This window comes from Pedobacter sp. ASV28 (assembly GCF_016428855.1).
Taxonomy (GTDB): Bacteria; Bacteroidota; Bacteroidia; order Sphingobacteriales; family Sphingobacteriaceae; genus Pedobacter.
The window spans coordinates 1-13,225 of record NZ_JAELTN010000019.1 but is presented as its reverse complement, the minus strand read 5'-3'; the positions used below and the strand labels follow the sequence as shown (position 1 = coordinate 13,225).

9 protein-coding genes are annotated in these 13,225 nt (G+C 39.5%); 6 read left to right on the top strand and 3 right to left on the bottom strand.

What is annotated here, in order from left to right; all coding sequences use genetic code 11:
- Positions 1–123: 123 nt before the first annotated feature.
- The 3 genes from JHD79_RS08920 to ruvB all read left to right on the top strand — a co-directional run bounded on the left by JHD79_RS08920 (position 124) and on the right by ruvB (position 5,810).
- Positions 124–3,078 (top strand): RNA-directed DNA polymerase, encoded by a 2,955-nt coding sequence (locus JHD79_RS08920; RefSeq protein ID WP_199118883.1) that lies wholly within the window; start codon positions 124–126, stop codon positions 3,076–3,078.
- Positions 3,079–3,799: 721 nt separating this feature from the next.
- Positions 3,800–4,699 carry a 3-hydroxybutyryl-CoA dehydrogenase gene (locus JHD79_RS08915; RefSeq protein WP_370583312.1) on the top strand — a complete coding sequence of 300 codons (900 nt, stop codon included), beginning with the start codon at positions 3,800–3,802 and terminating at the stop codon, positions 4,697–4,699.
- 88 nt (positions 4,700–4,787) lie between these two features.
- The gene (gene ruvB / locus JHD79_RS08910) at positions 4,788–5,810 is read left to right on the top strand and encodes a Holliday junction branch migration DNA helicase RuvB (protein WP_199118881.1); all 1,023 of its coding nucleotides are present in this window, start codon (positions 4,788–4,790) and stop codon (positions 5,808–5,810) included.
- A 12-nt stretch (positions 5,811–5,822) separates the two neighbouring features.
- Here the strand turns inward: ruvB and JHD79_RS08905 are convergent, their stop codons facing one another.
- Positions 5,823–6,425: a DNA-3-methyladenine glycosylase gene (locus JHD79_RS08905; protein ID WP_199118880.1), complete on the bottom strand. Its 603-nt coding sequence runs from the start codon at positions 6,423–6,425 to the stop codon at positions 5,823–5,825.
- Positions 6,418–6,894 carry a GAF domain-containing protein gene (locus JHD79_RS08900; RefSeq protein ID WP_199118879.1) on the bottom strand — a complete coding sequence of 159 codons (477 nt, stop codon included), beginning with the start codon at positions 6,892–6,894 and terminating at the stop codon, positions 6,418–6,420. The genes JHD79_RS08905 and JHD79_RS08900 overlap by 8 nt, the downstream gene beginning before the upstream one ends.
- 167 nt (positions 6,895–7,061) lie before the next feature.
- On the opposite strand from JHD79_RS08900, the gene JHD79_RS08895 reads away from it, so the two are divergent.
- The 3 genes from JHD79_RS08895 to JHD79_RS08885 all read left to right on the top strand — a co-directional run bounded on the left by JHD79_RS08895 (position 7,062) and on the right by JHD79_RS08885 (position 11,222).
- Positions 7,062–9,230: a S46 family peptidase gene (locus tag JHD79_RS08895; RefSeq protein ID WP_199118878.1), complete on the top strand. Its 2,169-nt coding sequence runs from the start codon at positions 7,062–7,064 to the stop codon at positions 9,228–9,230.
- A gap of 110 nt (positions 9,231–9,340) precedes the next feature.
- Positions 9,341–9,589 (top strand): hypothetical protein, encoded by a 249-nt coding sequence (locus JHD79_RS08890; protein WP_199118877.1) that lies wholly within the window; start codon positions 9,341–9,343, stop codon positions 9,587–9,589.
- Between the two features lie 421 nt (positions 9,590–10,010).
- Positions 10,011–11,222, top strand: coding sequence for a TCR/Tet family MFS transporter (locus tag JHD79_RS08885; protein WP_199118876.1), 1,212 nt, complete (start codon positions 10,011–10,013; stop codon positions 11,220–11,222).
- 26 nt (positions 11,223–11,248) lie between these two features.
- On the opposite strand, the gene JHD79_RS08880 is transcribed toward JHD79_RS08885, so the two are convergent.
- Positions 11,249–12,598 (bottom strand): PhoH family protein, encoded by a 1,350-nt coding sequence (locus JHD79_RS08880; protein ID WP_199118875.1) that lies wholly within the window; start codon positions 12,596–12,598, stop codon positions 11,249–11,251.
- Positions 12,599–13,225: the final 627 nt, after the last annotated feature.

Here is a 13,225-nt window from a genome sequence, read left to right as displayed (position 1 = left end):
ACTGACTGTAGAGCTAAATAGCTGGCAGAACGTGTGTTTTACTCCGCGGTGATGATGAGAGGAGGTAATAGTTTTACAGTACGCAGTAAAGAATACTCGTTGAACAAAAGAATATAACCAAATATGGATCAAATAACTACTACAGAAGTAAAAACAGCGTATAAGAAACTCAAATCATACGTATATCATGAGAATTTCTCATTGTCGCTACGTGTATCATTGGCAAAATACGAAACGGATAAAATAGAAGAAAAGCTCAATGAATTGACCCAACAAATCAATGCCTATTCTACAAACAGAAACAAAGGAATAAAAAAATACCTTAATGAAATTGAAGTGTCCTTAATGCCCAAGAATTTTGAGGACGAAAAAAGAGTAGCGGCCGATGGGGCATTTTATTTTTCAAACGCTAACAAACTACATAAGTATAAAGTAGAAAAGGAAACTCCTTTTATCATGTGTCCTATAGAAATCCATATTGTTTCTATATTGTGGATTATGAAGGTTGGGCATCTACTAGATGCCGAATTAAGCAATACCTGTTATGGCAACAGACTGCTGAGAAACTATGACGATCAGTTTGAAGAAAATTCGATCAAGCTTTTTAGAAGATACTTTTTAAGCTACAATAATTGGCGAGATGAGGCTATAACTAAAGCCAAAGCATTACACAAGCTCAACCTTGATGTGGCTATATTAAGCCTGGACCTTAAAAGTTATTATAATTCTATAGATTTCGATTTTAAGACAATAAGGGGTATAGCATCGGGATTCGACTGGTTAAATGATTTTCTGGAAGAAGCTCATACGAAATATTCGGCATTGCTTTTTAAAGGAGAATTGGCAGAAGGAGAAAAAAGAACTGTTATGCCCATTGGCCTCATATCATCTAACATCCTTGCTAATTATTATTTAAAGGATTTCGATACCGCTGTTACAAAAAAAGTAAAGCCCGAGTTTTACGGACGATATGTGGATGATATTATGTTGGTAATATCTAATCCCCAAATTAATACAAACGTCAATTCGTTTATTAATAAAATCCTTGCAGACAACAGAATTTGGGGCAAAGACCCTAAAGTAGTAGTAGAAAAAAACGGAGAGGATGCAGAGTACCATATCCGTATGGGCACTAATGTATTACCATTTCAGGTAAAAAAGGTAAAATTGTATCATTTCTTGAGCAATGAGAGTGCAAATCTGCTGGATGAGTTTGAGAAGGAAATAAAAAAGAATAGCAGTGAATTTAAGTTTCAGCCAGAATCAAAAAATATTTTCGAAAGCTTCGAAAATTCTTCGTACAAAATCTCTTATTCTGATACTGTAAACAAACTTCGGTCTATTGACGGTTTTAATACAGATAAGTTGGGCGCTTCTAAACATCTGGCGAAACTTATAGCGACGTCGTTAACAGCTGAAAAACTCTCAAAAGAAAAGTTTGATGAGCTTAATGAAAAGATTGTGGCTTTTTTTTCAGGCAAAAGAAGCCTTGAGCTCAATGCCCTCTGGGAAAAGGTATTTACCTTTTATGTAGTCAATTCTGCAAAAGAAGAACTGATAACATTTGCCAAAGCGCAGATAAATAGCATTTCTAAAATAGAAGACAGAGACCGCAAGATTGATATTGATACACTTAAAGGTTATAAAGGTATCCAAACCAGCTTGCTCATGCATCTGACCAATTGTTTTTCTATGGCTGCCGCCCTGAATATTTCTTTTTTTAACGATGCAATAATTAATAGTTTAAAAGATAACGGGCCAGTAAATGATACCACTCTTTTCTTTGAAATCGTTACGACAGATATGGTGCAATTGCAGGCCAAAGCATTGATCAATGCTAATTTGTTCAGGCACAATTATCTATATTACCCGCTACTGAACTATTGCGAGCAAAATGCAAAATTCAATTTCCTAGATAAGCATCCTAAATTGGATGAAACCGTGTTTAAGTTTTCTGACAATAAAATTGAGTATTCGCCAAGGTTTATTCATTATCACGAAATCTGTCTTTTTAATAGTATGAAACGATGGTTCAAGTCTGATGCTATTACAGACGAAGACAATGAATATACTAACAATCAATATGGATATTTATTTGATCAGTATATGTCATTGAACAAACTTTCAGAAATAGCGAGAAGGGTTTATCAACCATATTACCCTACCGAAAAACCTTTCGCTAAAAGCAAAGGAAAAAAGATTGAGATAAAATCAGGAAAAAATAAAGAGAAGCTTAAAATTGGGTTGGTGAATGCGATTATAGATTTCGAAAATTCAAAATCTTCGCTAATGGGCAAGCCCAATTTGTCCTTTAAACGTCTTGATGAAATTAACCAATTGCTAAACGAATCGCTTCAAACCCAAAAATGTGATATTATTATTTTTCCCGAAATATCTATTCCTTTCCAATGGCTGCACATTTTAGCGTCGTTTTCCAAGCGTAATAATGTTGCTATCTGTTGTGGTGTAGAACATTTTGTAAACGATAAAGGAATGGCGCTCAACTACGTGGCAACGATATTGCCTTTCACGTTCAACAAATATCAGAACGCTATGATTGATTTTCGATTAAAGAAGGACTATTCTCCCGAAGAAATAGAAGAAATACAAGGACATAAGTTTAAAGTACCTTTTGGCCTTATGGATAAAGAGCAATTACGTTTGTATGTTTGGAATAGTGTGCATTTCAGCATATTTAATTGCTTCGAATTGGCCGATATCCAAAAGCGGGCAATGTTTAGAGGCAAGGTAGATTTTATTGCTACAGTAGAACACAATCCTGATATCAATTATTTCTCCAACATTATAGAATCTGTAGCCAGAGATATACATAGTTATGTGGTACAAGTAAATTCCTCTCACTATGGAGATAGTCGTATTACACAACCAGCCGAGACTTTTAGAAAAGATATTTTGAAGATAAAAGGTGGTAATAATGTTTCTCTGATTACGGGAACCATTGACATTAAAGCATTGAGAGAATTTCAGAGTCTTGAGTATAACCTTCAAAAAAGGAACAAAATATTTAAACCAACCCCGCCTAATTTCAAAGTTTTCTCGTCAAGAAAAAATAAATAGTTTGATATTAGTTAGTTTAAAGATATCTTATGCAAGAACCTTATTATATTGAAAATCTGATTTCATCTTTACAAAAAGTTCTCGTATCGTGTTGCCCTGCGTGAGGAGTAGCAGCGGATAGCCCGACGGCGGTATGGGGCATCGGTAGGTTTCTCTGCCATCGGCAGCCGTGGTGTTATCTGCCCCATAGCGGCGGCACGCCCCCTCTCTCTTCCCACATATATTTACCCACGGGGGAAGGCAAGAAGTATTCAAAAACTAACGGGTTCGTATTTCTCTGCCCCGCGCCCGCACTGTGGCTCCGCTATAGTTGCTTTGGATATTGAAAAGCACATTGTTTATAATTTGGGCGTGCCCCTGCCCTTTTAAGGTGTGTGCTGTAGGTAAAGGGTTTTGTACCGGGGCAGTGGTCGGGCTATCGCTCGTAGTCCTCGCCATTTCGTGCCTCATGGCTGTGGGCTATCCGCTACTATCCCTCACGCAGGAGATCTTGTCTTCGAGGGGCAATAAAGAACAACTTTAAAGGGCAGCTACGTTAACATAACGCAATACATTATATTACAATAATACAACTAACAATCATAATTGAGGTTATTCGTTAATTTGCCCCAACAGCAGCATTAATCTTTAACTTTGACTTATTCAAAAGCATAGAAACCTTATAGACATCCCATCTATCAATTAATATTTATAAATTAGCAAACAGCTAATCAACTTATCAATAAAAATGAAAAATATAGCGGTAATCGGTTCAGGAACCATGGGCAATGGCATTGCACACACCTTTGCCCAATTTGGTTATCAGGTGAACCTCATCGACATTAACAAGGCTGCTTTGCAAAAAGCCATCGAAACCATTTCCAAAAATTTGGACAGGCAATTGGCCAAGGGAACTTTAACCGAAGCAGAAAAAAAACATACTTTAGGAAATATAACCACCTACACCGATTTGAAAGATGGTGTGGCCAATGTTGATCTTGTAGTTGAAGCAGCTACAGAAAATACCAACTTAAAACTACAGCTATTTAAAGAACTGGACGAATTTACTGGGCCAAATACGATTTTGGCAAGCAATACCTCCTCCATTTCCATTACACAGATCGCCTCGGTTACCCAACGTGGCGACAAAGTAATTGGTATGCACTTTATGAATCCTGTACCGATCATGAAATTAGTGGAAGTGATCAGAGGTTATGCAACCAGCGACGCAACGACCCGATTGGTCATGGAAATTTCCCATAAACTGGACAAAGTTCCGGTCGAGGTGAATGATTATCCCGGCTTTATAGCCAATCGTATATTAATGCCCATGATCAATGAAGCCACTTATTCCTTATATGAAGGTGTGGCCGGGGTTCATGAAATCGATACAGTGATGAAACTGGGCATGGCACATCCAATGGGCCCTTTACAACTGGCCGATTTTATTGGATTGGACGTTTGTTTGGCCATTCTGAAGGTATTGCACCAAGGCTTTGGAAATCCTAAATATGCCCCTTGCCCACTATTGGTCAACATGGTAACGGCAGGCAAAAAAGGCGTTAAATCTGGTGAGGGTTTCTATGACTATAGTCATGGCTTGAAAGAAGCAAAAGTAGCGGGCAAATTCAATGTAACATGATGTAGTATTTCCAGGGCCACCTCTTTGCCAAATCAATTTTCATTGAACCGGCTGGCTGATATGCGTTGTAAAAATATATCTTTGTAGCATGAATGAAAATCTAGATCCTTCTTCAGAAAACTTAAGCCCTACAGAACGTGATATCGAAAAAGTATTGCGACCACAAGAGTTTGAGGATTTTACTGGGCAGGATAAGATTCTCGAAAACCTGAAGATTTTCGTAAAAGCAGCCAAATTGCGTGGCGAAGCGTTGGATCATGTTTTGCTACATGGCCCTCCGGGCTTGGGCAAGACTACCCTATCGTACATTATTGCCAATGAAATGGGCGTAAACATCAAGGTAACTTCGGGTCCAGTATTGGATAAACCCGGAGATTTAGCTGGTTTGTTGACCAATTTGGAAAGCGGCGACATCCTATTTATTGATGAAATACACCGTTTAAGTCCCCTAGTGGAAGAATATCTGTATTCTGCTATGGAAGATTACAAAATTGACATTATGTTAGAGAGTGGCCCTAATGCCCGCTCTGTGCAAATAGGACTTAACCCCTTTACCCTTGTAGGCGCCACTACCCGATCGGGTCTGTTAACCGCCCCTTTAAGGGCCAGGTTTGGCATCAATTCTCGTTTGGCCTATTATGATGCCAAACTGCTGACGACTATCGTACTGAGGTCTTCTGCTATACTCAATACCCCTATTAGTGATGAGGGCGCTTATGAAATTGCCCGACGCAGCCGAGGTACGCCACGTATAGCCAATGCCTTATTGCGTCGTACCAGAGATTTTGCCCAGATAAAGGGCAATGGAAGCATCGATACCGAAATAGCCCGTTATGCCTTATCGGCCTTAAATGTCGATGAACACGGATTGGACGAGATGGACAATAAGATCCTTTTGGCCATTATTGATAAATTTAAGGGAGGCCCAGTTGGGCTGAAAACCATTGCTACTGCCGTAGGTGAAGATGATGGTACCATTGAAGAAGTGTACGAACCTTTCCTTATCCAGGAAGGTTACCTCATGCGCACCGCACGCGGACGTGAAGTAACAGAAGCGGCCTATAAACACCTTAACCGTATAAGACTGGGGCAAACCGGCAAATTATTCTAGCAAAAGAAACCGTTAAGAATTGGGCTTGCTTACAAACTTATTGCCCTTTATATAAAAGCGAAAGGGCCATAGCGCATGTTCTTGTGCATAGGCTACCCCTATCCTGGTGGTGGTGACAATTTCGGGCGCTTTATAATTCAGATCTTCCTCAATCCATATTTCGTTGGCAGACAGATGTTTTGCATTCAATTGTTTGTCAATACCCAGGGCTTGCGACAGAGCACCAGGGCCAGCAGTAATACGTGGCGCTAACTTTTCCATTTTTCTCCTTAGCAACATGGTTTCAATACCCACCTTTGGTTCAATGGCCCTTATCAAAACCGCCTGCGGATTACCCTCTTTACCACTTACTACGTTTAACAAATGATGGATACCATAACATAGGTAAACATAAGTTACACCACCTGCCAAATACATAGTAGCTGTCCTATTGGTGTTTCTTCCCCCAAAAGCATGGCAAGCTTTGTCTACAACGCCATCATATGCTTCGGTTTCCGTAATCACGCCTCCTGTTAGTTCCCCATCAACATAAGTGAACAACAACTTGCCAAGTAACTGTTTGGCCACGCTAGATACGTCCTCGTTCTGATAAAAATCGGAAGAAAGCCTAGTCATTAATTAATCTAATTATTTTATTCAGGTATTTATGATCAACTTCATCAAAATGAGATAGATACTCACTATCAACATCTAGTACTCCAGCGATCTTGCCTCTTTGATAAAAAGGAATAACAATTTCTGATTTCGAAGCGGAAGCACAGGCAATATGACCTGGAAATTCATCTACATTTGGAACAATAATGGTTTCTTCCCTTTCCCAAGAACTGCCACACACCCCTTTTCCCTTTCCAATACGCGTACAGGCTACCGGCCCCTGAAATGGGCCCAGTACCAACTCTTCGTTTTTGATCAGGTAAAAACCTACCCAAAACCAATTGAACTGCTCTTTTAATGCCGCGGCCATATTGGCAAGATTGGCTATCAAATCTGTTTCTCCTTCCAATAAAGCGGATAGTTGCGGAATAATCGACTGGTACTGCTCTTCCTTGGTACCTGCCCTGCTGATGGTTAAATCTTCTGCCATAACACAAAGTTAGCCATTAAATTTAAAATTGCCCTTGAGGAAAATATCATATAAAAGCCATGAATTATGCCACCAATCAAATTAACATGCAGTTACTATTCCACATTCTATGCTTGGTTAAAACAATTTCATTAGTTTTGGAGGCTTAGAACTTAACTAACAACACAATGAATAAGAAAAGCTTATTAATTACTTTACTTCTAATTGGCGGAATTTCGCACCTTGGATATAAAGTTCGTGAAGAAGGCATGTTTCCTTTAAGCGAAATCCACAAGCTCGACCTGAAAAAAGCAGGACTAAAAATTGATCAGAACGAAGTCTATAACCCTAACGGCATAAGCCTGGTAGATGCCCTGGTAAATGTTGGAGGATGTACCGGCTCCTTTGTTTCGGACCAGGGATTGATCATTACCAACCACCACTGTGCTTTCAGTGCTGTGCAATTGGCCAGCACACCAGAGCATGATTACCTGAACAATGGCTTTGTGGCCAGAACACGTGAACAAGAAATTGAAGCAAAAGGATTAACTTGCCGTATTACTGACAGTTATGAAGATGTTTCAGGCAAAGTTTTAGGTGCGGTTGCACAAATAGAAGATCCTGCAGCACGCCTACAATTGATCAACAATGCCATGAAAAGCCTCGCTGCCGAAGCAGAAAAGAAAGATCCAAGTATCAAAGCAGAAGTATCGGAAATGTTTATCGGAAAAACATATGTATTGTTCCGTTATAAAACCATTCAAGATGTAAGATTGGTCTATATTCCAAATAGGCAGATAGGAGAATTTGGTGGCGAAACCGATAATTGGGTCTGGCCACGACATACCGGAGATTATTCTTTCATGAGGGCCTATGTAGGCAAAGATGGCAAGCCTGCAAAATATGCAAAAGAGAATATACCCTATGTCCCCAAAAAATCGTTAAAGGTTAATCCCAATGGCACCAATGAGGAAGATTTTGTATTCATCTTGGGTTATCCTGGAAAGACATTCAGGCATAGGCCTGCACAGTTCATAGCGTATCAGGCAAAATACGTACTGCCTTACACTTCCGATCTTTACGATTTCCAGAACAGCACCATGGAAAATGTAGGCAAAAAAGATAAAACAACCGAAATAAAGTTGGCCACAAGAATTAAAAGAAATGCCAATGTAATGAAAAACTACAGAGGCAAATTGACCGGAATTAAAGGTATCGACCTCATTGGACAAAAAAAACAGGAAGATGAGTCATTGGCCCAGTTCATCAATAACAATGCGGATGTTAAAGCCCAATACGGTCAACTTATGGACAACATAGACCAACTGTACAAACAAATCAATGGAGATGCCAACAGAGACCTTTGGCTAGGGCAAATTTACACTTCCACCAGCCTACTGAACGTTGCCAAAAACATCAACCTATTCAAAAATGAGCTGAACAAACAACCTGCCGCGCAAAAAGAATCCTACTTTGCCGCAAACATCGCCAAGCTTAAACAAACATTAGACAACATTTATGCTGCTTATGACCTAGATGTAGACAGAAGGATCTTTAAGAAAATGATGAGCGACGCCGTAAGCTTTACGCCCAACCAACGGGTGACTGCCGTCGACAAAATCACTGCAAGGAGCAACAACAATGAGACAGCCATTAATGAATATATTAACGATACCTTTGGCCTGACCAAATTAAAGGATCAAGCTTACGTATTCAATAACCTCTTAAAGTCTGGCAAATCCATTGGCGACTATAATGACGGCCTACTTTTATTCGAAAACGACATTGCCAGACAGATTACCGAACTTAAGCCCGAAAAAGACCGTAGGGACGGCTTATTGAACAAACTAATGGGCGATTATGTAAACGTGAAAGAAAAGTTCCTGCAAAAGGGATTTATTCCCGATGCCAACAGTACCTTACGACTAACTTATGGCTATGTAAGGGGCTACTCTCCGGCAGATGCCACTTATATGTCACCATTTACCACGATCAAGGGTATCTTAGAAAAAGGCGCTACCGGAAATCCCGATTTCTATTATCCTGATATCATTAAACAATTATGGACAAAGAAAGACTTTGGTCCTTTTGTTAAAAAGGAATTAAATGACGTACCCGTAGCCCTGCTATACAACATGGACACTACAGGAGGCAATTCGGGGTCTCCAATCATGAATGCCAACGGCGAACTGATCGGCGTAAACTTTGATCGGGCCTATGGCGCTACCATTAATGATTATGCCTGGAATGAAAGCTACAGCCGCTCGATTGGAGTTGACATCAGGTATGTGCTATGGGCAGCTTCAAAAATTGACAAGGCCGATTTTCTACTGAAAGAAATGGGGGTAAACCCGTAATCAATCAGATCGTCATTTCGAATAACATCAACGGCAAATACTTCTGCCCCCATAATTGTAGGAGATCTCCGTTCATTCGAAATGACGATCATACCTTAAAAACAAAAAACATGAGAATAATTGCAGAACTACCACACCCACAATGCAAGATCAGCATCTTCAGCATGAACCAAAAATACATTGTAAAATTTGAACAGGGACCTTATGAGCAAAGCTACAAACTAGCTGAACTTGACCTCATGGGAGGAGGTGTAAACGAAGTTTTTCAAATCATCGATGAAGAATTTATCACAACCGTTATAGAAAGATTTAAAAGCATGAGAACAGATTTCGTTACGGCTTATCAAAAACAGCAGTAAAAGTTTAATAATAAACCATAATTCATTGTATTACAAATATTTAATATATTAAACAAAATTAAATTTTGAAATTTAACGAGTTTTAAAAGCAGTAGACAACCAATATATAAATAAAAAGTATAAATAAAATAACTTAAAAATACTGATAATAAGTTAATTATGATATTAAACAAAATATAATTTCGACACCTAAATATGCCAAATAAATGAGAAGTATGCCCTAATTTATGGATTTCTCAGGTGATTTCGAGCATTTCCATAAAAGCCCATGCACAGCCTTTTTCCACCAAAAAACAAGTTGAATCCATGATTTCATCACATCTCGTCGGCTACCAACCTGCGCTAAATCCTACGGGAAAAAATTGATTTCTCAAGTACATTTTTACAAATAAAATTACCTTTGTATCCCAACCTTACATTTATGTCGAAAAATAGAACAGCAGGTATATTCTTTATATTGGTTACCATACTTTTTGATTGCATAGGCTTTGGCATTATCATCCCTATCATGCCCGACCTGATCAAAGAGCTTACCGGCTCTACTTTAAGCAAAGCTTCTGAATACGGGGGGATAATGCTCACCATCTATTCGCTCATGATGTTTGCATGCTCTCCTATCTTGGGAGCACTTAGCGATAAAATGGGCCGTAGGCCAGTATTGCTGATTTCTTTATTGGGCATGGCCATAGACTACTTCTTTCTGTCCTTTGCCCACACCATTACCCTATTGTTTATCGGGAGGATTATAGCTGGACTTTGCGGGGCCAGTATCACTACGGCATCCGCTTATATTGCAGATATAAGCACCCCAGAAAAAAGAGCACAAAACTTCGGATTGATTGGCGCTGCTTTTGGCATTGGCTTTATCATAGGCCCTGTGCTGGGTGGAATATTTGGTGAGTTTGGCACTAGGGTACCTTTCATGATCGCAGGCGGCCTATCTTTGATCAATTGGCTTTATGGCTTCTTTATCCTTCCCGAATCGCTAAAAAAAGAGAACAGACGTAAATTCGAATGGAAAAGAGCCAATCCGGTAGGTGCCTTAATGCAAATAAAACGTTATCCTGCATTAATTGGCTTATTAACCGCCCTACTCATTTTATATATTGCTGCCCAATCTACACAAACCGTATGGGCCTATTATACCAAAGAAAAATTCGACTGGAATCGTTCCTGGGTAGGCTATTCCCTAGGTTTTGTAGGCTTAACCGTAGCCATTGTACAAGGTGGCTTGATCAGGTTGATCATTCCTAAATTTGGACATAAAAAATCGATAATGATGGGATTGGGTTTATATGTACTGGGCTTTATCTTATTTGCCTTTGCCAGTAAGGGTTGGATGATGTTTGCCTTTATTGTTCCCTACGCCCTCGCTGGAATTACCGGACCGGCTATCCAAGGCATTATCTCTACACAGGTACGTGCAGATGAACAGGGCGAACTGCAGGGAATTATGACCAGTTTCATGAGCTTGGCAAGTATTATCGGACCTTTACTCATGTCTTTTCTATTTGCACATTTCACCAGCCCGAAAACAAATCTATACTTTCCAGGAGCCCCTTTTATCATGGGAGCACTGCTTACCTGTGTATCGATTATAATCTGCTACCAAACCTTGAAAAAACATCATTAAGACCAGAGAAATAATTAGTCAACCAGTTATAGCAATTCTGTAGCCAGATTAGCCAACTCACTTCTTTCGCCTTTTTGTAAGGTAATATGCGCATAAAGTGGATGGTGCTTGGCATTCTCAATGAGGTATGAAAGTCCATTACTTTCCGAATCAAGATAAGGAGTATCGATTTGATAGATATCGCCGGTAAATACAATTTTGGTATGTTCCCCCGCCCTGCTGATAATGGTTTTGATTTCATGTGGGGTTAAGTTCTGCGCCTCGTCAACAATAAAGAAGATCTTGGTCAATGTTCTGCCCCTAATAAAAGCCAATGGGGCTATTTCAATCTTTTCGGTTCTTACCAGCTCATCGATCTTAAACTGCATTTTCTCATCGTTGGCAAACTGTTCGCGTATAAATTTAAGGTTATCCCATATGGGTGCCATATAGGGATCTACTTTAGATTTGACATCTCCAGGCAAAAAACCTATATCCTTGTTGCTAAGAGGCACAATGGGCCTGGTGATATAAATCTGCCTATATTCCTTTCTTAAAGCCAACGCACTGGCCAAGGCCAATAGGGTTTTACCGGTGCCTGCATTACCTTGTATGGTGACCAGTTTAACCGCTGGGTTTAATAAAGCATCAATGGCAAAACATTGCTCGGCATTTCTTGGCGATATATTAAAGATAGGTGCTTTATTTACCAGCCTTATGGTTTTGTCAAGCAGGCTATAATAGGTAATCACCTCCCTTTTTTTGTTTTTCAGGATATAGAAATGATTGGCGTTGGTAAAAGGCAGCTTAATCTCATCAGCCTTAACCACTTCATTTTTTCTAACCTGCTCAATTATGTCAATATCAATATTTTTAAGTGCTGTTTTTCCAGTGTAAAGTTCATCTACATTTTTCACCTTGCCGGTTTCGTAATCTTCGGCATGCAGATCTAAAGATTTAGCCTTAAGGCGCAAACAGATGTCTTTGGACACAAGAATAACTTTATGGCTGGGATGTTCTTCTTTCAAGGCCAAAGCTGCGTTCAAGATACGGTTATCAAACTTTCCTTCGCCAAATAGAATTTCGGCATTTTGCTTTTGGGGAAATTCGTTGAGCAATACCTTAAACTTTCCCAAGCTATTTTTATTCAGGGAAAACCATTTATTGAGCAGATTATGCTTAGATGCCTGATCTATGATCCTGATAAAATTTCTCGCTTCAAAGTTTCTGGTATCATTACCACTTTTAAAATTGTCTAGTTCTTCCAATACCAGTGCAGGAATAGCCACATCATGCTCCTGAAAACTATTTACGGCCTCATGGTCGTATAAGATCACCGAAGTATCGAGTACAAAAATCTTATGGGTTAATTGATGAGGATTTTCCTTTTTTGCCATTATACCTTAAAATTAGCGTTTAGCATTTAAAGATTATAGCATAAAGCAAAAAATGTCTTAAAAAACAAAACGGAGATCCGCCTCTTTCGATTTGGTTCTCCGTTTAAACCTATCCTTAACCGTAGTTCAAGATAAGCTATCAATAGAATATTACTTTACCTGTTTTGGCGCTATTTTCTTTCGATCATTTTTGCCTCTACTTATCGATGTTTCCGCTTTGTTCCATAGAACACCACTTCACATCAATGCCTGTTTGGTTGTCCAACAAATTCTAGGCATTACAGCCTGCTTTTCTCATTACTCCCATCCTTTCTTTCGAATGACCTGGAATATTGGATAAATTTTGTTCAATTAGTTTTGCAACTAGCTTTGAACAGCTACGATCATTGTGAAATGAGGTAGGTTGAAACAATTTATAATCCCGAAAACTTTAGCCTCTCAACTTCATTATTCGTTTTGGATTATTTTTTCAGACGGTCAAAGTACTTCGTTATTGATAGTATCCTGTCTCTTATACACATCTCCGCGCCCACGAGACCTGCGTTACCATCTCGTATTCCGTCTTTTGCTTGAAAAAGGGGGGGGGGGGGGGGGGGGGGGGGGGGGGGGGGGGGGGGGGGGGGGGGG

Excerpts from the sequence above, each read along its gene's own strand:
- JHD79_RS08900 (WP_199118879.1), bottom strand. The coding sequence starts at position 6,894 with ATGGCAGAAGATTTAACCATCAGCAGGGCAGGTACCAAGGAAGAGCAG.
- JHD79_RS08920 (WP_199118883.1), top strand. The coding sequence starts at position 124 with ATGGATCAAATAACTACTACAGAAGTAAAAACAGCGTATAAGAAACTC.
- JHD79_RS08905 (WP_199118880.1), bottom strand. The coding sequence starts at position 6,425 with ATGACTAGGCTTTCTTCCGATTTTTATCAGAACGAGGACGTATCTAGC.
- JHD79_RS08895 (WP_199118878.1), top strand. The coding sequence starts at position 7,062 with ATGAATAAGAAAAGCTTATTAATTACTTTACTTCTAATTGGCGGAATT.
- JHD79_RS08890 (WP_199118877.1), top strand. The coding sequence starts at position 9,341 with ATGAGAATAATTGCAGAACTACCACACCCACAATGCAAGATCAGCATC.
- JHD79_RS08880 (WP_199118875.1), bottom strand. The coding sequence starts at position 12,598 with ATGGCAAAAAAGGAAAATCCTCATCAATTAACCCATAAGATTTTTGTA.
- ruvB (WP_199118881.1), top strand. The coding sequence starts at position 4,788 with ATGAATGAAAATCTAGATCCTTCTTCAGAAAACTTAAGCCCTACAGAA.
- JHD79_RS08885 (WP_199118876.1), top strand. The coding sequence starts at position 10,011 with ATGTCGAAAAATAGAACAGCAGGTATATTCTTTATATTGGTTACCATA.